17 protein-coding genes are annotated in these 20,522 nt (G+C 61.5%); 6 read left to right on the forward strand and 11 right to left on the reverse strand.

The window, feature by feature from the left end:
* Positions 1–311: 311 nt before the first annotated feature.
* A complete protein-coding gene (locus GDIA_RS04915; protein ID WP_062454554.1) occupies positions 312–1,253 on the reverse strand; it encodes an AraC family transcriptional regulator in 942 nt (313 codons plus the stop codon).
* Between the two features lie 120 nt (positions 1,254–1,373).
* Here GDIA_RS04915 and GDIA_RS04920 point away from each other — a divergent pair, with 120 nt between their 5' ends.
* Positions 1,374–2,345, forward strand: a complete 972-nt coding sequence (locus tag GDIA_RS04920) for an SDR family oxidoreductase (protein ID WP_012553491.1) — start codon at positions 1,374–1,376, stop codon at positions 2,343–2,345.
* Between the two features lie 180 nt (positions 2,346–2,525).
* On the opposite strand, the gene recD2 is transcribed toward GDIA_RS04920, so the two are convergent.
* Positions 2,526–4,712, reverse strand: a complete 2,187-nt coding sequence (gene recD2, locus GDIA_RS04925) for an SF1B family DNA helicase RecD2 (RefSeq protein WP_012553492.1) — start codon at positions 4,710–4,712, stop codon at positions 2,526–2,528.
* Between the two features lie 443 nt (positions 4,713–5,155).
* Between recD2 and GDIA_RS04935 the strand changes: the two genes are divergently transcribed.
* Positions 5,156–6,865, forward strand: coding sequence for a recombinase family protein (locus tag GDIA_RS04935; RefSeq protein WP_012553493.1), 1,710 nt, complete (start codon positions 5,156–5,158; stop codon positions 6,863–6,865).
* A gap of 497 nt (positions 6,866–7,362) precedes the next feature.
* Here GDIA_RS04935 and GDIA_RS04940 read toward each other — a convergent pair whose 3' ends face one another.
* A complete protein-coding gene (locus GDIA_RS04940; protein WP_012553494.1) occupies positions 7,363–8,166 on the reverse strand; it encodes an SDR family NAD(P)-dependent oxidoreductase in 804 nt (267 codons plus the stop codon).
* A gap of 145 nt (positions 8,167–8,311) precedes the next feature.
* Between GDIA_RS04940 and GDIA_RS04945 the strand changes: the two genes are divergently transcribed.
* On the forward strand, positions 8,312–8,689 hold the full coding sequence (locus GDIA_RS04945; RefSeq protein WP_244455107.1) for a winged helix-turn-helix transcriptional regulator: 378 nt from the start codon (positions 8,312–8,314) through the stop codon (positions 8,687–8,689).
* A 10-nt stretch (positions 8,690–8,699) separates the two neighbouring features.
* Here the strand turns inward: GDIA_RS04945 and fabF are convergent, their stop codons facing one another.
* The 4 genes from fabF to GDIA_RS04960 form a co-directional block, all read right to left on the reverse strand.
* Complete coding sequence (gene fabF, locus GDIA_RS18380) at positions 8,700–9,959, reverse strand: beta-ketoacyl-ACP synthase II (protein ID WP_012553496.1); 1,260 nt, start codon at positions 9,957–9,959, stop codon at positions 8,700–8,702.
* 48 nt (positions 9,960–10,007) lie between these two features.
* The gene (locus GDIA_RS04950; RefSeq protein WP_012553497.1) at positions 10,008–13,091 is read right to left on the reverse strand and encodes an efflux RND transporter permease subunit; all 3,084 of its coding nucleotides are present in this window, start codon (positions 13,089–13,091) and stop codon (positions 10,008–10,010) included.
* Positions 13,088–14,188, reverse strand: a complete 1,101-nt coding sequence (locus GDIA_RS04955; RefSeq protein WP_012553498.1) for an efflux RND transporter periplasmic adaptor subunit — start codon at positions 14,186–14,188, stop codon at positions 13,088–13,090. Before GDIA_RS04955 ends, GDIA_RS04950 begins: the two co-directional genes overlap by 4 nt.
* A gap of 85 nt (positions 14,189–14,273) precedes the next feature.
* A complete protein-coding gene (locus GDIA_RS04960) occupies positions 14,274–14,882 on the reverse strand; it encodes a TetR/AcrR family transcriptional regulator (RefSeq protein WP_012553499.1) in 609 nt (202 codons plus the stop codon).
* 219 nt (positions 14,883–15,101) lie between these two features.
* Between GDIA_RS04960 and GDIA_RS04965 the strand changes: the two genes are divergently transcribed.
* The 3 genes from GDIA_RS04965 to GDIA_RS04970 are packed head-to-tail and all read left to right on the forward strand — an operon-like array spanning position 15,102 to position 17,483.
* Entirely contained in the window at positions 15,102–16,496 is a 1,395-nt protein-coding gene (locus GDIA_RS04965) for an efflux transporter outer membrane subunit (RefSeq protein WP_244455131.1), read from the forward strand.
* A complete protein-coding gene (locus tag GDIA_RS19775) occupies positions 16,493–16,624 on the forward strand; it encodes a hypothetical protein (RefSeq protein WP_280110224.1) in 132 nt (43 codons plus the stop codon). Before GDIA_RS04965 ends, GDIA_RS19775 begins: the two co-directional genes overlap by 4 nt.
* Positions 16,605–17,483, forward strand: coding sequence for a LysR family transcriptional regulator (locus GDIA_RS04970; RefSeq protein WP_012553501.1), 879 nt, complete (start codon positions 16,605–16,607; stop codon positions 17,481–17,483). The genes GDIA_RS19775 and GDIA_RS04970 overlap by 20 nt, the downstream gene beginning before the upstream one ends.
* Here the strand turns inward: GDIA_RS04970 and GDIA_RS18385 are convergent.
* From GDIA_RS18385 to trbF, 4 genes are read right to left on the reverse strand one after another with little or no spacing between them, the layout of a single operon-like run.
* A complete protein-coding gene (locus tag GDIA_RS18385; RefSeq protein ID WP_012553502.1) occupies positions 17,455–17,700 on the reverse strand; it encodes a DUF2274 domain-containing protein in 246 nt (81 codons plus the stop codon). The two genes, GDIA_RS04970 and GDIA_RS18385, sit on opposite strands and share 29 nt — an antisense overlap.
* Positions 17,697–18,857, reverse strand: a complete 1,161-nt coding sequence (locus GDIA_RS04975) for a TraB/TrbI/VirB10 family type IV secretion system protein (protein ID WP_012553503.1) — start codon at positions 18,855–18,857, stop codon at positions 17,697–17,699. Before GDIA_RS04975 ends, GDIA_RS18385 begins: the two co-directional genes overlap by 4 nt.
* Positions 18,854–19,840: a P-type conjugative transfer protein TrbG gene (gene trbG, locus GDIA_RS04980; RefSeq protein WP_012553504.1), complete on the reverse strand. Its 987-nt coding sequence runs from the start codon at positions 19,838–19,840 to the stop codon at positions 18,854–18,856. The genes GDIA_RS04975 and trbG overlap by 4 nt, the downstream gene beginning before the upstream one ends.
* On the reverse strand, positions 19,840–20,520 hold the full coding sequence (gene trbF, locus GDIA_RS04985) for a conjugal transfer protein TrbF (protein ID WP_012553505.1): 681 nt from the start codon (positions 20,518–20,520) through the stop codon (positions 19,840–19,842). The genes trbG and trbF overlap by 1 nt, the downstream gene beginning before the upstream one ends.
* Between the last annotated feature and the right edge of the window lie 2 nt (positions 20,521–20,522).

The raw sequence follows: 20,522 nt of genomic DNA on the forward strand, positions 1-20,522 counted from the left end.
AGGATTGAAATTGGACCGTATCTTCACTCAATTTCATCCATTCTGGCACAACCAACCTGCCGGACGAGAAAGGTTTAGAGCGCCTTAGGTGACTATGGCATAAAAATGGTGACCTTCTTCATCCTTCCCGGTGCACCTGCCCAAATTCGAACTTGGACTGGGTAGAATGCGAGCGCAAGTTCGCACTCCGCCTCTTCCAGTAGAGTGTCGGATGCTTCATGTCCGCTATCGGAAAACGTTTCAGACACCGGCTATGGCTGGCAAGCGGCGAGAGCCGTCTTGCCGGGGCTATTTGTAGGCAACCAAAACTCTCATGCTGCCGACACAGGCAGCATCTCCAAGCTGCGCGCATAGGCGGTTGGTGACACACCGACCACGCGACTGAACGCGGTGCTGAAGGCGCTGACAGATTGGAAGCCTGCCTGCCGGGCGATCTGTGCCATCGGCATGTCGCGTGAGGCAAGCATCGAGCGGGCCTGATTGATGCGCCATTGCGTGGCATAGTTGATCGGGCTCGTGCCAAGCGTCCTGGCAAAACGATCGGCAAATGCGGAGCGTGACATGCCAGCATGGCGGGCTAGACGTTCCACAGTCCAGGGCGGTGATGCCTCACCGTGGATGATCTGCAAAGCGCGGGCAAGCTTCTGGTCGCCTAGGGCCGTCAACAGGCGCTGGGCGTGACCCGGCAGCGCATCAGGACGCGTGCGTAGTGTTTCAACGAGGATGATTTCGATCAGCCGATCAAGGATCAGACTTCGACCCGGCCGGGTGGTCGTTGCTTCGTCACCAACCAGGCCTAGCAGCATGCCAAGGCGTTCGGCCGCCACGTCATTGTGCAGGACCGGCAGCAAGGGCGGGATGAGATCTGCGACCAGCGCCGCATTCGGTGCTTCCAGCACGAACGCTCCGGCCACGAAGCACGTTACGTTCGTGGATGGATCGTCTGTCTGCATCAGGCGTGCGGGTTCGGCGATGGCAGTCATGAAATCGATCGAACGTGGATTGGGGCCGGTTTTAATCACCCATGGTTCCGTGGTGCCTAAAAAGGCAAGGTCGCCGCGCGTCAGGGACGCAGTATGCGTGGAACCGATCTTAATTGTCGGATTGCCCGAGATGACCTGCCCGAACGAGATGACTGGGTTGGCTGGGAACGCAATCGCCCATGACCCACGAGCCTCGATCACACGCCACGCCAGAACGCGCGGCCTGAGCAGGGCGATCGTCCGTGACAGGGGGTCGATTTCAGAAGGCATACCCATTCTGGACGCTCGATAATCGTTTTAAGAGTTTCGGTTATCTACAACCCTGAAAAGCACGGGTAAAGATAGATCAATGGCCAAGAAGCGGCCAGATGTCGCGCAGGGGATAATGACATGCGGATCTTTATGACCGGAGCCAACGGATTTATCGGTCGTGCTGTCGTGCGCGAATTGCAGGGCGCCGGACATACCGTCATCGGTCTCGCACGATCTGCGGAGACTGCGAAATCGCTGGCCGCCGCTGGGGTGGAAGTTCATCAAGGGGCGTTGACCGACATAGAGAGCCTCACAGCTGCGGCATCGAAAGCCGACGGTGTTATCCATCTGGCCTTTATCCATGGGCCTGGGCAGCTCGACTGGCTCCAACGCTTGCGTGTTTTCGGAGGCGGTTTGCCAACGGGCGTTGTCGCGCGGTTCGGTGCTGAAATCACACGCGTGGACAGTCGGGCCATTGACGCGATGGCGGGCGCCTTGAAAGGGTCGGGGCGCCCGTTCATCGCGGCCTTCGGCACCATGGGGTTGGCACCCGGCGGCATGTCGGAGGCAGATCTTCCCGATCCGCGGTCTCCAGGGGCCGCACGGGCGGTCGCTGAGACTGCGGTGCACGCGTGGGCGGACCGTGGCGTCAGGGCGATGATTATGAGATTGCCGCCGTCAGTCCATGGAGATGGGGACAAAGGCCTCGTGCCACAGATCATCAAGGCCGCTCGTAAGGCAGGCTCGGCGGATTATGTCGGCAACGGACGCAATCGCTGGTGTGCCGTTCATCGTGACGACGCAGCGCATCTGTTCCGGCTTGCTCTGGAGCGAGGCGATGGGGGTGCGTGCTATCACGGCGTGGCGGAGGAGGGTATTGCTTTTGCTGATATCGCCGCGGTCATTGCGCGTAAGCTTGGCATCCCAAGTCAGAGTCTTTCGAAACGGGCTGCGCAAAAGCGTTTCAGCTGGCTTGCACCGTTCTGTAGCGTCGACAACCCAGCAACAAGTGAGATGACGCGCCAAGCGCTGAGCTGGGCTCCCACCAAGGTCGGCTTGCTGACCGATATGGAAGCCGGAGCGTACTTCACGAGTGCTCGCAAGACTTAATCGTCGTGCACGCTATATTTCGTCATCCTGGGACGATCAAGTCACACGGTGCCACTTGAAGATGAAGGTCAGTTTCGAACGAAAAGCTTGTAAGGCACGTCTGCTTTCGGGAACCGTCAACGAGCTCATGTGCGTCTGGCATGAGGCGGAAGCCGACATGGAGACACGCCCGTCACTCCATCATGCGATGCTACCCGCCAGCCACTCCCTGAGCTTCGACCACCGCCGCCTCCCGCCCTGGTTGCGCACGGCGATGGCCAGCGCCTTCTTCTGCCCCACGAGCACGACGAGCTTCCGCCCGCGTGTGACGCCGGTATAGAGCAGGTTCCGCGCCAGCATAGCGTAATGCTGCGTCACCAGGGGGATGACCACCGCTGGATATTCCGATCCCTGGCTCTTGTGAATGGTGGTCGCGTAGGCCAGCACCAGTTCGTCCAGTTCTCCAAAGCCGTAAACGACCTCCCGTCCATCGAATGAGACCGTCAGTTCGCCCTCTTCCACATCGATCCTATCGATAACGCCAAGATCCCCGTTGAAGACGTCCCGGTCATAATCATTGGCGATCTGCATCACCTTGTCGCCGGGACCATAGGTCCAGCCGAACCGCTCAACCTTCACGTCGCCCGGCGGGTTCAGCGCCTGCTGCAATTCGATATTCAGCGACCGCGCCCCAAGCCCGCCCCGGTTCATCGGGCAAAGCACCTGCACATCGCGGACCGGGTCCAGCCCGAACCGCGCCGGGATACGGTCTTTCACCACGGCCAGCAGCCGACGCAGCCCGATCTCCGGCTCGGCGGCCTCTACGAAATAGAAATCCGATCCCTCTTCCGCGTTCAGTTCGGGCATCCTGCCCTCGTTGATCCGGTGCGCATTGGTAATGATCCGGCTCTGTGCCGCCTGGCGGAACACCTCGGTCAGCCGCACCACAGGCACGGCATCGGAGCCGATGATGTCGGCCAGCACCTGCCCCGGCCCGACAGAAGGCAACTGGTCCACGTCGCCTACGATCAACAACGCGGCGTTGTCGGGCAGCGCGCGCAGCAGGGAGCGCATCAGCAGCACGTCCACCATGCTGGCCTCGTCCACGACCAGCAGATCGCAGGTCAGCGGGTTGGTATCGTCCCGTTTGAAACTGCCATTGGCCGGATCCGTCTCCAGCAGGCGGTGGATGGTCTTGCCTTCCAGCCCCGTGCTTTCCGACAGGCGCTTCGCCGCGCGACCGGTCGGCGCGCAGAGCTGCACATCCGTGCCCTTGGCCGTCACGATCTTGAGGATGGCGTTGACCAGCGTTGTCTTGCCCACGCCGGGTCCGCCCGTGATCACCAGCACCTTGCTGTGCAGGGCAAGGCGCACCGCCTCCTGCTGGCTGGGCGCGAGCGCAAGCCCGATCTTGCCCTCCACCCAGGACATGGCCTTTTCAGCGTCGATGTCCGGCCAGGGCGGACGGCCAATGGCGCAGGCGCGCAATCGCTCCGCGATGCTCTGCTCCGCGCGGTACAGGCCGGCGAGGAAGATACAGTCCGTCTCGCCCACGCTGTCGACAATAACGTCGCCCGCTTCCAGCTCCAGCGCGAGGGCCGTCTCGATCAGAGGGGTGGCGACCTCCAGCAGTTCGGCAGTGCTGGTCAGCAGCTCCCCGACTGGCAGGCCGCAATGCCCTTCATCCATCGCCTCGCCAAGCGCGTAGGAGATCCCGGCCCTCACCCGGATCATGGCGTCAGGCGCGATGCCCATCTTCCGGGCGATCTGGTCGGCGGTCTTGAACCCGATCCCCCGGATGTCCTTCGCGAGCCGATAGGGGTTCTCGCTGATCAGTTGGACCGCATCCTGACCATAGGTCTTGAAGATCCTTACCGCCCGCGAGGTGCCGACGCCATTGCTGTGCAGGAACAGCATGATCTCGCGGATCATCTTCTGGTCCGCCCAGCCAGCGACAATCCGCTCCGCGCGCTTGGGGCCGATGCCCGTCACCTCCCGCAGCCGTCCCGGTTCCTGCTCGATCAGATCGAACACGGCCTCGCCGAACGCTTTCACCAGCTTCTTCGCATAGACGGGACCAATGCCCCGGATCATGCCCGAACCAAGATAACGCTCGATGCCCTCGACCGTGGTCGGCGGGCTGGCCTTGAGAAACTCGGCCTTGAACTGAAGGCCGTGGGTGTGATCGTTGAACCAGCGGCCCGACATCTGCACGAACTCGCCCGCCGAGATCATGGCGGCATGGCCGACAACAGTGACCAGATCGCGCTGCCCCCGCACCTTCACCCGCAGAACGCAGAAGCCGTTCTCGGCATTGTGGAACGTCACCCGCTCCACGAGGCCGGCCAGCGCTTCCGTGGGCGAAGAGTCGGTGGCGCGTCCACTCATCCGGCCTGCCGGAAGAACGGCACTCCCGTATCATTCATGACTCGCCCTCTCCTCCCGTGCCGCCGTCATACGCCAGTATTTGTACGACGCGCCTGTATCCGGGACTACCCATAACTACGATTCCGTACGCTGGAACACGCACAAGCACGATGTTCCACAATGCGCATTTCCATTGAAATAACAGTCATCTGTCCAGATCGTGTGTCTGTTTTCCTTGCCATGCGGTCGGAAGAGAGCAACGATGACGGACAGACCCAGACAGTCCCTTGCCCCGGCGTATCGGCCGCCCGAGCCTGAGTTGCGGCTCATCCTGCAGCCCGATGCCTCCGACCCGCGCCTGATAGCGCTGGTCCGCCTCATGGCCCGTCGTGCCGCACGGGACTGGTTCCGGTCGCAGCAACAGGAGCAACGTCGCCGCTCCGGACCGTAAGGGATGCCTCACCATGAAGGTCGCGCTCTACGCCCGCTATTCCTCCGATAACCAGCGCGACGCTTCGATCGCCGACCAGCTTCGCGTCTGCCGCACCCACGCGGAGAAACAGGGCTGGACCATCGTCGAGGAGTATACCGATCACGCTATCTCGGGTGCCTCACTGATGCGGCCCGGGATTCAGGCTCTAATCGCCGATGCGCAGCGCGGACGGTTCCAGATCGTGCTGGCCGAGGCGATGGACCGCCTGTCCCGCGACCAGGAGGACATCGCCGGCGTCTTCAAGCGCATGAATTATGCTGGCGTGCAGATCGTCACCCTTTCCGAGGGAGAAGTCTCGCATCTGCATGTCGGCCTCAAGGGCACGATGAACGCCCTCTTCCTGAAAGATCTGGCCGAGAAGACGCATCGCGGCTTGCGGGGGCGCGTGGAACTGGGCAAGTCCGGCGGCGGTAACGCCTACGGCTACGACGTGGTGCGCAGGCTCGACGCCAATGGGGAGCCGATCCGGGGCGACCGCACCATCAATCCCGCAGAAGCGGACGTGGTCCGTCGCATCTTCCGCGACTTCGCGGCTGGACTGGGACCGCGCGCGATTGCCTTCCGTCTCAACGATGAAGGCATCCCGGCACCGGGCAGCGGCGCGTGGGGCTTCTCGACCATCACCGGCAACCGGGCACGCGGTACCGGCATCCTCAATAACGAGATGTATGTCGGAAAATTGGTGTGGAACCGCCAGCGCTTCATCAAGGATCCCGACACCGGCAAACGTCAGGCCCGACCCAATCCGGACTCCGAATGGGTGATTCAGGAGGTGCCGGAACTGCGGGTCGTCGATCAAGACCTGTGGGACGCGGTCAAGGCGCGGCAGGCCAGCGTCAGCGCCAGTCGGGACACGCGCGATACATCATCGCCCGACCATTTCCGCGAGAAGCGCCGTCCCCGCTACCTGTTCTCCGGCCTGAGCAAATGCGGCTGCTGCGGTGGCGGCTATTCGATGATCTCCGGCACATTGCTCGGCTGCTCGACAGCGCGCAACAAGGGCACCTGCGACAACCGGACCAATATGCGTCGCGACGAGCTGGAGCGGCGCGTGCTCGACGCCCTGCGTCATCATCTCATGGATCCGGCCCTGTTCGCCGAGTTCTGCACGGCCTTCACCAACGAGATGAACCGGCTGCGCATGGAAGCGTCGGCCGACATCGACGCAGCGAAAACAGAACTGAAGCGGGTCGAGCGCGACATCCAGCGCCTGATGGATCTCTACCTCTCGGAAGCCATCTCGATCGAGACGGTCAAGGAGCGCGGCTCCAAGCTCGAAGCCCGCAAGGCAGAGCTGACAGAGTCCCTCGCGAACGCGGAAGCGCCGCCTCCCCTGCTCCATCCCCAGATGGCGGAGTTCTACCACCGACAGCTCGCGCGTCTGCACGATATGCTGCATTCCGAACTGGACGAGAAACGCCAGGAGGCGGCAGAGGTGATCCGTTCGCTGATCGAGGCGATCATCCTCACGCCATCCGACAAGGGTTTACAGATCGATGTCCGTGGCGATCTCGCCGGCATCCTGACGGTGGCGTCGGGCAGCGGACAAACAAAAACCCCAGCCCGTTTCCGGACTGGGGTTAGTGATGCGTTGGCATCGCAAGTTCAGATGGTTGCGGGGGAAGACAACCAACGATACTTGCGATTGGTCGACCGCGAAATACCCCTTCTCGCCGCATAACAGAATTAACTTGCCAGAGCGTTTGGCGCAGAGCCGCGACACAGACTGACGGAGTAAAGACCTCTTCGGCAGTGTATATTAGAGCATAATCCGATCAGATGGAATCATATGATCGGATGAAGATGCTCGCCAAAACAGTAAACTAGAGCCATATCCGTGAACCAGTGCGAACGGGATATGGCTCTAAGCGGCGATCTTGCTGTGCTGTAAGCAACGATGCATGACGGTTTTCCTTTTTGATGCTTACGCATTATTGAATGATAGTCGGCATCCAGCCGAGTGAACGTCTCGTCGTTCAGACTCTTGCGGCAATGCCGGTGATCGCAGTGGCCTAGAGAGGCCTTAATCTGATCTTCAAAATCGCCGGACAGCACCTCATCGCGCAGTCAGAAAACCCTCATGAAGCGCGTCATGAGGGCTTGTATTCCAACCAAGAAGCCGATCGCTTGCCCTATCGGACTTCGTCAAACTTTTATCTCGAAAATCACAATGATCTACTACGAAGCCCGCGGTCGATAGCGTAAAGCTGGTGTGCCATTTTGAAATCCCGGCTGAAGGGCCAAGCGTGCCTCATCATAGGCTTTCCATTGAACTTCATCGGCAAGCGGCGGAATCGTCACGTCCTCTCGCCGGTCAAAACCGACCAGCGCCGCGTCAACCAAGTCATATACATCCATTACGACCTGAGGTGGGAACATGCCAATATCCACGCCGCTCCGTTCCCAGACTTCTGTGCGAGTAACTGCGGGCAACAGAGCCTGTACATAGACCCCCTTCGGCCCGAGTTGCAGACCAAGCCAGCGGCTAAACGTTAGGAGATAGGCCTTGCTGCCGTTATAGGCACCATCCAGCATTTCGCTGACCAGGGCGAGAACGGAAGCAACATTCACGATCGCTCCATGTCCCCGTTCGGCGAATGCGTTTCCAGCCACCGTCGCCAGACGCGTCGGGGCTGTCACATTCAGGGCGATCAGCCGCTCCACGTCGGATGCGGGAGCTGTAAGGACGTTACCCGTGAGAGCCATACCCGCATTGTTGACGAGCAGATCGATCGCGCAATCGTCGCGCAGACGATGTTCGATGCGCGCAACGTCCTCACTTTTGGTGAGGTCAGCGCCGATCACAACCACCCTGCGAGCGGTCTCTGCGGTCAGAGATCGCGCCAATTCCTCCATTCGTTCAACATTGCGCGCGACGAGAACGAGGTCATAGCCCCGGCGGGCGAGACGGTCGGCATAGGCTGCACCAATGCCGCTAGATGCTCCAGTGACAAGGGCTGTTTTGCGTGATGTTTCAGTCATGAGATTTCTCCAGTAACTTGCAAAATGCAAGTTACTTGCATATCAATAGCGATCTCGCTATCAATATGCAATGGACTGTGAAAAAATCTCTGGTGGAAAATGTGCCATTGCTCACGGGGTCGCCCGCGTTGGGGATGCGTGGAGCATGATGATTCTGCGCGACGCGGGACTGGGGCTTTCGCGATTCGACGAATTTCAAAAAAGTCTTGGAATAGCACCAAATATTCTAACGCGCCGTCTAGCGATGCTCGTAGATCAAGGGCTTCTCAAGCGCCGGCAGTATTGCGATCGACCGCCGAGAGACGAGTTCATGCTTACAGATGCAGGGCAAGACTACCTGCCCATTCTGCACGCACTCGGTGCATGGACCCAGCGGCATTTCGCGGACCGTCAATTCAGTTTCCTGGTGGACACACAGACCGACGCACTCGTCGAGCCCGTGATCGTGGATCGTGCAACAGGGCGCCCCACCGGAGACATGGCATTACGCCTCGAGGAGCCGCCTCCCCGGAAAGAAGAATAATGTCGTGCCCTCACTCTCGCCATTGCCGAAACACGACAGACGCGTTCACGCCGCCAAATCCGAAACCGTTGGAAATGGCGTAATCAAAGCAAGCTCTCCGGGCTTCCGGGCCTACGAGATCGAGTCCCTCCGCTAGGAAATCGGGACGGCTCAGATTCAATGTCGGCGGCACGACCTGATCGCGTAGGGCCATGACCGTAAAAATCGCCTCAACCCCGCCGGCAGCACCGAGCAAATGACCAGTCGCGGACTTCGTGGCGCTGATGGCCGGACCTCCAGTTCCGCCGAATACATTGCGAATTGCGGCCAATTCTCCACGATCTCCGATAGGCGTCGAAGTCGCATGAGCATTCAGGTGACCAATCTGTCGCGGAGAAACTGCAGCCTGACCAAGTGCTGCGCGCATCGCCTGGGCCGCACCTGAACCATCTTCCGGACCAGCTGTTAGATGATAAGCATCTGCGCTCGTCCCATAACCGACGAGTTCTGCAAGCGGTCGCGCACCACGCGCCAGAGCATGATCCAACCGCTCAACGACGAGAAGACCTGCCCCTTCTCCCATTACAAATCCGTCACGTCCCTGATCGAAAGGACGTGACGCCTGCTCGGGCCTGTCGTTATAACCGGTTGACAAAGCACGCGCCGCAGCAAAGCTCCCAAGGCTTACCCGATTGATAGCAGCTTCTGATCCGCCAGCCAAAGCGATATCCGCTTCGCCCGCGCGAATCAGACGCGCCGCGTCTCCCAATGCCTGGACACCAGCCGCACAGGCAGTCGCGGGAGCGCCGAGCGGCCCCTTGAATCCATTCCTAATAGAGACCCAACCCGCCGCAAGATTGACTAGAAAGGACGGAACCGTGAACGGAGAAAGCTTTTCAGGTCCACGTAACTCAACTGTGCGCACGGCATTTGCGATTGCACCGAAACCACCGATTCCAGACGCGATAATGGTCGCGGTTCGTAGCCTCGCCGCCTCTGTCTCGGGTTTCCAGCCCGCCTGTCCCAGCGCTTCCTGCGCCGCGCCTAAGGCGTATTGGATGAACAGATCCATCTTCTTACGATCCTTGACAGGGATCGTCGCGTCGATATCAAAACCTGCACAGTCGGAACGACCGGGCACGAAACCTGCGATCTGACAGCCGACATCAGGCACGAAATTACCGTCAACACGCCGAATACCCGACTGACCGCGCAACAGGCGGCTCCAGACCGCACCGACACCGCAGCCAAGCGGGGACACAATACCCATGCCGGTTATGACAATTCGCATATATATTATTTCCTTACGTCAGAAAACAAACATAGGATCGCAATGTAATTATGCTGGTTCGGTCATACGCTGAGTCGTGTCGGAATTTGGTTTTATACGATACCAGATCGCATAAAGCGCCGGCAGGAACATCAGGATCAGCCCCGTGCCGGCTGCCGTGCCGCCGATCAGCGTATAGGCCAGCGAACCCCAGAACACCGATTCCGTCAGCGGGATGAAGGCCAGCACGGCCGCCAGGGCCGTCAGAATGACCGGGCGAGCCCGCTGCACGGTCGCCTCGACCACCGAATGGAACGGATCAAGCCCCGCCGCCTGATTGACCTTGATCTGTCCGATCAGGATCAGCGTATTGCGCATCAGGATCCCCGACAGGCCGATCAATCCCAGGATCGCGTTGAAGCCGAACGGCTGATCGAAGATCAGCAGGGTCGGCACGGTCCCGATCAGCCCCAGCGGGGCCGTCAGGAAAACCATGAACATGCCGGAGATGGACCGGGTCTCGAACACCAGCACAATCAGGGTCAGCAGGACCATTACCGGAAAGATCGGCATCAGGGCCTTATTGGCCTTTCCGGATTCTTCCGCGTTGCCCCCGGCTTCGATGCGATAGCCGGGGGGCAGCGCGGCGCGGACCGGCGCCAAAGCCTGGTCGACCTCCGCCGTGACCTGCGGCGGCTGCAGGCTTTCGTCGATATCGCTCTGTACCGTGATCGTCGGAATCCGGTCACGCCGACGCAGGATGGGGTCTTCCGCGCGGATTTCGACATGACCGATCTGGCTGAGCGGTATCAATTGGCCCGTGCGATTGCTGATGGTCATGTCGCCCAGCTTCGCCGGGTTCAGGCGCTCCGGTCCCGCGCTGCGAACCACGAGATCGACGGTCCGGACGTCCTCGCGAACCTGCGTGACCGGCACGCCCAGTAGCAGGAACTGGATCTGTTCGGATGCTTCCTGGGGGGACAGGCCGATCAGTTGCAGCCGCGCCTGGTCCAGCACGAAATGCGCCGTCTGTACGCGCTCGCCCCAATCGGCATTGACCTGCCGCGTATGCGGATTGTTCCGCATGATCGTGCCGACCTGGGCCGCGATATCGCGCACCCGATCCGCATCCGGTCCCATGACACGGAACATGACCGGGAAATGGGTGTAGGGGCCGAAGACGAACTGCGTCACGCGGATCCGGGCATCAGGCGCCATCCCCTGGGCCACCGCCTGGCGCATGCGATCGCGCAGGCGGTCGCGGTCCTGGGCACTCGGTGTCAAGACGACGATCTTCGCGAAGGAAGGGTCGGGCAGCTCGGGGTTGTACGCCAGGAAGAAACGCGGCGCGCCGGCGCCCACATAGCTGGTGACGATCCTCGCCTCGGGCTGCGTCTTCAACCAGGCCTCCACACGGGCCGTGACCCGCGTGGTGGCTTCGATGCTGGTGCCCTCCGGCATCTGCACCTCGGCCAGCAGTTCCGGGCGGTCCGAACTGGGGAAGAATTGCTGCCGGACAGAACCCATCCCGACGAAGGCCAGCAGGAACAATGCCAGCACCGCCCCCGCGACCATGAACTTGCGGCGCACGACCCACACGACCAGACGCCGGAAGCGACGGTAATTGGGCGTGGAGTAGATATGTTCGTAGGCGCCGTCGATCCGCTTGATGTCCGGCAACAGCTTGACACCGAGATAGGGCGTGAACACCACGGCCACGAACCAGGAGGTCAGCAGCGCATAGCCGACGATCCAGAAAATGTTGCCCGCATACTCGCCGGCGGTCGAACGCGCGAAGCCGACCGGGGTGAAACCGATGATCGTGACCAGCGTGCCGGCCAGCATCGGAGCCGCCGTGTGGCTCCAGGCATAGGCGGCGGCCTTCGTGCGCTCGTACCCTTCCTCCAGCTTCACCACCATCATCTCAATCGCGATGATCGCGTCATCGACCAGAAGGCCCAGCGAGATGATCAGCGCCCCCAGCGTGATGCGGTCCAACGCCCGACCGGTCACCAGCATGATGACCATGACGATCGACAGCGTCAGCGGCACGGCGGCCGCGACGACGATGCCGACCCGCCAGCCCAGACTTACCAGGCTGACGACCATCACCACCGCGAGGGCCACGAAAAACTTCAGCATGAACTCGCCGACGGCGGCATGAATGATGCCGGCCTGGTCGACGATTTTCGTCAGCGTGACGCCGGCGGGTAGCCCCGCCCCCAGCGCCTTCTCTGCTGCAGCCAGGGACTGGCCGAGCTTCAGCCCGTTCCAGTGATCCTGCATCACGACGTTCAGCACCAGAGTCTGGGCCCCGGCATGCCGAACAAGGTAGGTCGGTGGGTCCTCATACCCCCGCTCCACCGTCGCGATGTCCGAGATCTTGAAAGTCCTGCCGCCCGCCGCGATGGGGATGTCGCGAATTTTCTCCAGGTCGTCCAGCGCGCCGTCCAGCCGCACGAAGACCTGCGGGCCGCGCGTATCGATCGAACCCGCGGCCGTCACCGCATTCTGACGCTGAAGTGCCGCGAACACGTCCTGGGCGCTGATCCCGAGCGTGAGCAGTCTGGCATTGGAAAAATTGACGAAGATCTGTTCCGGCCGTTCGCCGATAATATCGACCTTGCGCACGCCCGGCACATGCAGCAGACGCTGCCGCACCGTTTCCGCCTGACGGACCAGCAGACGTTCGGGCAATCCATGACCGTCCAGCGCATAGACCGCAAAATCGACATCGGAATATTCGTCATTGACGAACGGTCCCTGCACGCCTTTCGGCAGAAGGGGCATGGTGTCGTACAGCTTCTTGCGCGTCTGATAGAATTGCTCGGGAACGACGGCAGGCGGCGTGTTGTCCCTGAGCGTGACCATCATCAGCGCCAGGCCCGGCCGGGTCAATGTTTCCACCCGGTCGTACCATTGCAGTTCCTGCACGCGCTTTTCCAGCGGATCGGCCACTAGGTCCTGCATTTCCTGCGCCGTGGCGCCCGGCCAGATGGCGGTCGCCGTCAGGGTCTTGACCGTAAAAGGCGGATCCTCGGCCCGACCGAGGCTGAAGAATGCATAGGCTCCCGACAGGGCCAATGCCACGATCAGGAACAATGTAATCCCGCGCTCGCGCACCGCGAGGGCAGAAAGATTGAATCCGCTCATTGCATCGCGACCTTTGTCGAGGCGATCTGCACATGCTCGCCGGCATGCAGATAGTGACCGCCGGCCGCAGCGATCAGCATGCCCGGACGAAGATCCGCACCGGGGAGGATCGTCGCTGTATCCTCGCCGATATGTGCGATCTGTACCGGATGAAAGCTGACCGTCGATGCCCGGCTATCCACGCTCCAGACGCCGGGTCCCCTGCCCTCGTCATCGACGGCGCCCAACGGCACGACGAGCGCGGACGGATCGTCGCTGGCTTCAGGCAGGTGGACACGCACCGTCGCCCCCAGCGGCGCGTCCGCGCCAGGCCCGTCCATGACGTAACGGGCCTCGAACGTGCGGGTACGCGGGTCGGCGGCGTCGGACAGTTGCCGCAGATGCGCGGACACGCGGGAACCCGCGTCATACAGCTCGGCTTCCGCCGCGGAATGCAGGATCGGACGCACCCCTTCCGGCAGGTCGATTGCGGCCTCGCGCGGGCCGGCATGTGCCAGCACAATCACGGTCTGGCCGGCCGCGACGACATGCCCCGGTTCCGCCAGGGTCTGGACGACGACACCGTCTTCATCCGCCCGCAGCAGGGAATAATCGTCCTGATTGCGAGCAATCTTCTCCTGCGCGATCGCCGCATCCAGTTGCGCGCGGGCGCTGTCCGCTTCGGCCTTCACCTGATCGTAAGCCGAGGCCGCCACGGCACCGGTCGCGACAAGGCCGCGATAGCGACGCTCATCCGCCGCGGCCTGGACCCAGCGGGCGTGCAATGATGCAACGCTGCCGATCTGAGTTGTCACGGCATGGAGGTAATCCGTCGGGTCCAGGCGCATCAGCACCTGCCCCTTTGAGACAGTCTGTCCCGTGTCGACCAGGCGTTCGACGATCTTGCCGGACACGCGAAAGCCGAGATCGCTTTGGACGCGGGCCGCTACGACCCCCGTGTAGACATGCTCGGCAGTCGCTACGGATTCGATCCGCACCGTCTCCACGATACGGTCGGCCGTGCGTGGATCAGGATCGTCTTTGGGCTTGCAGGCCGACAGCCCGAATGCGGTGCAGATACCGGCCGCAGCAAGAAGGGATAGGCGTGTTCCGGCCATGTTCGGGCTCCCAACGGGTTTGGAAGCCCAAATTGTACACTTGTGACCGTATTGTCAATTAGTCACATAAAGCCCCGTGCTAAATTCACGGCGCGAGGCTTCTCAGGACGAGACTGGCCAGCGTCGCCGCATCATCGTCCAGCGTGTCCATGTGCTGTTCGAGCAGGAGTGGATGATAGATCGACTGCAGGACTAGCATGATGGCATGACAGGTCTCGTCAACAGGCGTCTTACGCTCGAACTCGCCTCCCTCGCGACCTTCGTGGATCAGATGCTCCACCATGCCCTGCAAAGCCTCGACAAAGCTCCTGGAGGACGACCACTCTTCCTCCACTGCCGAATAGACGATGTCGTGCAGTTTACGCTCATGAGAAAACAGCGCGACGGTATTGCGCGCCAGCGCAAGAAAAATCCGGCGCATTCTGTCGGAAGCTGACTTGTTATCCTCAATGATCGCTTGAAGATCCGCGTGCATCTTGCCGTGCTGGAGCGCGCAGATCGCCTCGCCGATCGCCTTCTTAGAGTCGAAGAATTTGTAGATATAAGCTTTCGACAGACCGATCGCGTCGGCCAGATCGGCCATCGTGGTCTTCTTGTATCCGTAATGCCCAAAATGTTCGATGGCCGCCGTCATGATCTGATCCCGGCGTTCATGATCGACCGGGCCGCGTTGTCCGCTACGAGGCGTGCGCATCCTGTTCCTCCCGACTGAAATCCATCTCATAGATAGAACGTCGGTTATAAATTGACAACGAGTGACGTATGTGTATATCGGTCACCCGACAACGCCAGGACGTCGCGTGTCCGGGCTGATCGAAAGTCGACCACCATGAACCTTTCGCTTCCCGCATCCAAGCTGAACGCCAATCGCACGAGGCACGGGGGACTACTGGCTCCCGCAGTAGCCTTGACCATGACGCTCATGACAACGGCCTGCGCGGTCGGCCCCAACTATCATGCACCCGATACGCATCTTCAGCCCTTCCACAGTGCTGCTGCTGTCGACATGCGACAAGTCGCCTCGACTCCACCGTTAGATACATGGTGGGAGGGATTTCACGATCCCGAACTAGTCCGCATAGAACAGCGTGTTCTGACCCAGAACCTTGATCTCGCGGCCGCAATAGCGCGCGTCCGCCAATCTCGAGGTGCCGCTGAGGCGGCCACGGCGCGCCTGCTCCCCACCCTGGATTTCAACCCGCAGGCTTCCGCGAACCGGCTGTCGCAGGAGGGGCTGATCGGCCATGTCGTTCGCACCATACCGAGCTTTCACCGCGATTATCGCACTTACGATGTAAGTGGCACCGCAAGCTGGGAAATCGACCTGTTCGGCGGCCTACGACGTGGGCAGGAAGCCGCGCGTGACGAAGCGGAAGCCGCACAGATGGAGCGTGTGGGGGAACGTATCACGGTCGCCGCTGACGCGGCGGACGCCTATTTCCAGATCCGCGGCGACCAAGCCCGCCTGGCCGTCGCGGAAAAACAGATCACAGTGGACGCCCATCTACTGGAACTGGTGCGTCAACGGCGAACGAGCGGCGTTTCGAATGAGCGGGAACTGGCCCAGGCCGAGGCGTTACTGCAATCGGCGCGCCAGACCGTGCCGCTACTCCGCATCGCACTCGAAGCGCAGCTCAATCGGCTCGACGTACTAATGGGCGCGCAGCCCGGTACCTATGCCGCCGAACTGGGAACGCCGTCTGAAATTCCGGCCATCCCTGCCATCGGCGGTACGAACAAACCCACGGACGTGCTACGCCGCCGACCGGACATTCTGGCTGCCGAACGCAGACTGGCGGCATCAAATGCGAGGATAGGCGCGGCACTCGGCGACTATTACCCCAAGCTCTCTCTTTCGGGCATCCTCGGCTTTCAGAGCATCAATCCTCAGCATCTTTTCACGGCACCAGGGTTTCAGGCTGTCGGATCAGGCGCCATTCGCTGGAGGATCTTTGATTTCGGCAAAATAGACGCTGAGGTACAGCAGGCACGCGGCGCCAATGCTGAGGCTCTCGCGCGTTACCAACTAACGGTTCTCCACGCTGCCGAGGATGTCGAGAATGCTTTCACAACCCTGGTGCAGACGGAGCAGCGCACAGACGACCTGCTGACTGAAGTCGCCTCGCTGACCCGCGCGCGCGATCTTTCCCAGCAATCCTTCCAGGCCGGTGTTATTCCTTTGACGGACGTGCTTGACGCAGATCGGCAGCTTCTTGACTCACAGGACCAACTGGCCCTCAACCGGGCGAATGCGGCGCGGGCTGCAGTCAGTTCGTTCAGGGCCTTGGGGGGAGGCTGGCCGACATGACAGCAATGATCAAGAAAACATGGTGGAAAGTTGGCTCATTTTTCTTCTCTATGCTCATTGTTCTGCTTGTTCATGGAGTAGAAATCTTCGAAAAGATCCGCTCACGTCATGCGCAGCGCGAATCTTGAATATTTCAAACTGGCCGTGGAGGCCGGCAGCCTCACGCGGGCGGCCGGCCTCCACGGCGTGAGAGTGTCTACATTTACCCGCGCCATCGACAGGCTCGAAGATGAGTTTGGCGTTACCTTGCTGGAGCGAAACCACGCCGGCGTTCGCCTCACGGTCGCCGGTGACCTACTGTTTCAGAGAATCGTCACGCTGCTTGATGATCTCGATGAAGTCAAAGCTTTATGCCAGATGCTTGGAACAGGCGGTCACGGAGTCGTTCGTATCGGTACACTGCTCCCTCCGGTCGGTGCGCTGTTCAGGCTTGCGTTGTCGGTCTGGAAGACGAAACATCCCGACATCAGAGTAATTTTTTACGAGATGGGAACACGTGACCTTCGGACCTCGCTGTTCCGCCGTCGTGTGGATGTGATCTTTTCCACGCCATTTGCGAAATCCGGCGCGATTGAATCACTTCCGTTTTGCCGCGAGAGTCTGATGCTGGCCTTGTCGAGTGAACACCCGTTGCATCGATACGAGAGTATCACACAAGGACAATTGCGAAATGAGACTTTTCTGGTTCAGGACTGGGGACGCGATCATAGCGTGAGGGACCGCTATATCGAGATTCTCGGCGAAGATGTGACCATTGAAACCCATCCGGCCGGAAAACAGTCCGTGCTCGCACTGGTCAGCGCAGGATACGGGGTAACGCTTGCTGTTCAGAGCCAGGCCGAACGCGGCTTTCCAGGCGTCGTTTTTCGCCCGCTTCGAGAGCGTCACGCCCACCTGCATATTCGTCTTGGCTGGGAGGCCGATCGCCAGGACGCGGTGACGGGCCGATTCGTTTCCTTTATTCGAGATTTTGTTCGCCAGCACTAATTCGAAGGCGCCTTGCTTTGGAAAACGCCCTGTCTCCGTCCATAAAGCGCGCGAGCATTGGCCCAATGAGCTTTGCTGGCGTGATCTCGGCCTTACCGCTTTCACGCGCCAGCAGGCGGGCATATTCGACCAGATCGCGATGCACGGCGGCGGGAAGATCCACGGTGAGCCGAACCGGTTTGTCATTCTCAATCGGGCCAAGCCTGAGCTTTGTCATCGGGAAGCCTCCTGTCTGTAAGGGGAGAGAACCAGATCACGATGCACCATGACCCGCACCGGAAAGCCGCGCCGGATCGTATTGGTGGGCTGGATATTGAGCGAGCGTCCGACCATCTGCTCACCGATCTGGTTAAATCCTTGCGAGCCGCCGGTGCGCAGCGCCTGGGCGATGCCATTGCTGCCACCGATATCGGCCTCTGAACCTACGCTGAGCACGGTCGAGACCAACGCGGCCTTGAACACCTCGCCCCAATGATTGTCGGTCTGGTCCTGCAACCCGGCAAACCCTGCCGCATCGGCAGCCGGCTCGTTCTCCAGCACAATCGAATCATTCGCACCGCGTATCAGTCGGGTCCAGACCAGCAGCACTCGCGTCTGCCCGTAGGCGATCTGGGAATCATAGCGGCCGATCAGTTTCGCCCCCTGCGGGACCAGCAGGATATGCCCGGTCGGGCTGTCGTAGACATTCTCCGTCACCTGGGCCGTCACCTCACCCGGCAGGTCAGAGCGGATGCCGGTGATCAGCGCACCGGGAATGATTGATCCTGCCTGGATTACATAGGGGCTGGGAACGGTCGTCAGACGCGCGGCGCTGACGGTTCGCTGGTCAACCGGTCCATCGAGAAACGCCTGGTTGCGATCGGTGGCAGCACCGGCTGCCGGAACCGGGGTGGCGCCGGCCGTCACCGGGGCGGCGCTGTTTCGCCCGACCTGCGTCTGGGTGAACAGGTGGCTGACCCGTGCTGCTTCCTGCTCCTGAGCCATGCGCTGCTTCTCGGGATCAGCCGGTGCGGCGGGTGTCGCCATGCCGGGAGCACCCACGCCTGCCTTGAGGAACGGCCTGCCGAGATCGCCGGGCAACGGCGGCCCAAGACGTGGCGGATGGGTATAGTCTCCCGGCAGGTTCGCCAGTCCATCCGGTGTGGTGCGGTTGCCGGTATTATAGAGTTCGGCCTTGCCCGTTCGGGGTGTGGGCTTCAGCGCCACATAGAGCGCGCCCCCGACACCGAGCACCGCCACCAGCGTCAGCCCCATGATCACCCTGCGCGACAGTCGCGTGACCGGCGGTCGCGTGACGCGCAACCGCATCTCGCCTGGCGGCCTGACCGGAGGCGCCGGTTTGTCCGCCTCCCCCGCACCGGTGCTCCCGCTCACGACCGACGGGCTCCATCGGTGCGCACGATGCGCACCACCTGCTGGTGCTTCGCCCCCAGTCGCAATTCGGCTGCCGCGAACAGGCGATCGACGATCATCCGGTTGCCGCGAACCCGGTAATTCACCAACTGGCCGTCCCCTTGCGGGCCGATGACCCACAACGGCGGCATTTCCCCCTGGGCGATGCCGGTCGGAAACTCGATGAAGACCTGCCGCCCGTCATCGAAGGCCCGCAACGGCCGCCATGGCACCTCGTCGCCCTCGATCCGATAGCGGAAATTCAGCGCGTCGAGATCGACGCCCGTCGCGACCGGAGTGCCAAGATCAGAATCCCGATCCTGCCCGCGCAGGGCAACGATCTGGTCCTGCGGATAGTCCCAGGACACCGAGGCCATATAGGTCCGCTCGTCGGAGCGCAGCTCCAGATGGTAGGTGCGCCGGTCGGTATTGATGACCAGATTGGTGATCAGATCCGGGCGCGTCGGTTTGAGCAGGATATGAATCCGTTTCGACGCCCCTGCCCCGCTCTCGGTATCGCCGATGATCCAGCGCACGGTATCGCCGGCGGCGACCGGACCGGAGCCGACCAGCTTCTCGCCCGGCTGCAGCGCGATGTCGGTGATCTCGCCGGGTGCGGCGTAGAGCTGATAGAGCGCGCCCTCGGAGAAGGGATAGACCTGGATCGCATTGAGATAACCGGCCCGCGTCGGCTGGACCCGCGCCGCACTATTGGCATGCTCGACCCGCTGATGGGGATCAGCAGCTTCCGGTGCCGCATGCCGGTAGGGAATCGGCTTGAGCTGTCCCGGCAACGGCAGCGGCTCGGGCAGTGTCACCACCTGCACCGGCTTCGGTGGCTCAGGCGTAAGAACCGCCTGCCGGGGCGTATCGTCGTATCTGATGGCAGGCGGCTTCCATGATGAGCAGGCCGCGAGCGGCGCCAGCAGGATCATGAGCGACGCGACGGTATTGAGGGTGCGCATCAGCCGAGTTCCCTGGACCAGTTGAGGGCGTGGATGTAGATGCCGAGCGGGTTCTTGCGCAGACGTTCGGCATCGGTGGGGATGGTGACGACAATGGTCAGGAGCGCGCCCCAGCGTTCCGTCGAGGCCAGCGCGCCATCGACATAGCGGCGCTCAATCCACTCCACCCGGAAACTGTCGTCGGAGGCACGGATCACGCTGGCGATCTCGACCGCCACCTGCATCCTTCCGAACTTGCCGAACGGATCATTGGTGCGGGCATAATCGTTCAGGGCCAGCGCCCCGCGATCGGTGACGTAGTTGTAGGCGTCGAGCCAGTTCTGCCGCAGGACCACCGGATCGGCCGGGATGCCGCGCACCTCGGAGATGAAGCGCGCCAGATACCAGGCAATCTGCGGATCGGTCGGCCGATAGGCGGCGGTCGCCGGCCCCACGGCCAGCGCCTGGCCAAGGTGGTCGATCTGCACCACCCACGGCGTAATGGTGCCCCGCGCCGACTGCCAGACCAGCCCGACGGCGAGCCCGCCGCTCAATGCCAGGCAACCGAAGAAAGCCAGCCGCCAGTTGCGGGCCTGGACGCGGGCCGAGCCGATGCGGTCGTCCCAGACCTGTGCGGCTTTATGATAGGGTGTTTCCGGTTCCGGTGTTCTGCCGAAACGTATGGTGGGACGGCGGAACATGG

Origin of the sequence: Gluconacetobacter diazotrophicus PA1 5 (assembly GCF_000021325.1) — a bacterium.
Lineage (GTDB): Bacteria > Pseudomonadota > Alphaproteobacteria > Acetobacterales > Acetobacteraceae > Gluconacetobacter > Gluconacetobacter diazotrophicus.

Excerpts from the sequence above, each read along its gene's own strand:
- GDIA_RS04915 (WP_062454554.1), bottom strand. The coding sequence starts at position 1,253 with ATGCCTTCTGAAATCGACCCCCTGTCACGGACGATCGCCCTGCTCAGG.
- GDIA_RS04920 (WP_012553491.1), top strand. The coding sequence starts at position 1,374 with ATGCGGATCTTTATGACCGGAGCCAACGGATTTATCGGTCGTGCTGTC.
- recD2 (WP_012553492.1), bottom strand. The coding sequence starts at position 4,712 with ATGAGTGGACGCGCCACCGACTCTTCGCCCACGGAAGCGCTGGCCGGC.
- GDIA_RS04935 (WP_012553493.1), top strand. The coding sequence starts at position 5,156 with ATGAAGGTCGCGCTCTACGCCCGCTATTCCTCCGATAACCAGCGCGAC.
- GDIA_RS04940 (WP_012553494.1), bottom strand. The coding sequence starts at position 8,166 with ATGACTGAAACATCACGCAAAACAGCCCTTGTCACTGGAGCATCTAGC.
- GDIA_RS04945 (WP_244455107.1), top strand. The coding sequence starts at position 8,312 with ATGATGATTCTGCGCGACGCGGGACTGGGGCTTTCGCGATTCGACGAA.
- fabF (WP_012553496.1), bottom strand. The coding sequence starts at position 9,959 with ATGCGAATTGTCATAACCGGCATGGGTATTGTGTCCCCGCTTGGCTGC.
- GDIA_RS04950 (WP_012553497.1), bottom strand. The coding sequence starts at position 13,091 with ATGAGCGGATTCAATCTTTCTGCCCTCGCGGTGCGCGAGCGCGGGATT.
- GDIA_RS04955 (WP_012553498.1), bottom strand. The coding sequence starts at position 14,188 with ATGGCCGGAACACGCCTATCCCTTCTTGCTGCGGCCGGTATCTGCACC.
- GDIA_RS04960 (WP_012553499.1), bottom strand. The coding sequence starts at position 14,882 with ATGCGCACGCCTCGTAGCGGACAACGCGGCCCGGTCGATCATGAACGC.
- GDIA_RS04965 (WP_244455131.1), top strand. The coding sequence starts at position 15,102 with ATGACGCTCATGACAACGGCCTGCGCGGTCGGCCCCAACTATCATGCA.
- GDIA_RS19775 (WP_280110224.1), top strand. The coding sequence starts at position 16,493 with ATGACAGCAATGATCAAGAAAACATGGTGGAAAGTTGGCTCATTTTTC.
- GDIA_RS04970 (WP_012553501.1), top strand. The coding sequence starts at position 16,605 with ATGCGCAGCGCGAATCTTGAATATTTCAAACTGGCCGTGGAGGCCGGC.
- GDIA_RS18385 (WP_012553502.1), bottom strand. The coding sequence starts at position 17,700 with ATGACAAAGCTCAGGCTTGGCCCGATTGAGAATGACAAACCGGTTCGG.
- trbG (WP_012553504.1), bottom strand. The coding sequence starts at position 19,840 with ATGCGCACCCTCAATACCGTCGCGTCGCTCATGATCCTGCTGGCGCCG.
- trbF (WP_012553505.1), bottom strand. The coding sequence starts at position 20,520 with ATGTTCCGCCGTCCCACCATACGTTTCGGCAGAACACCGGAACCGGAA.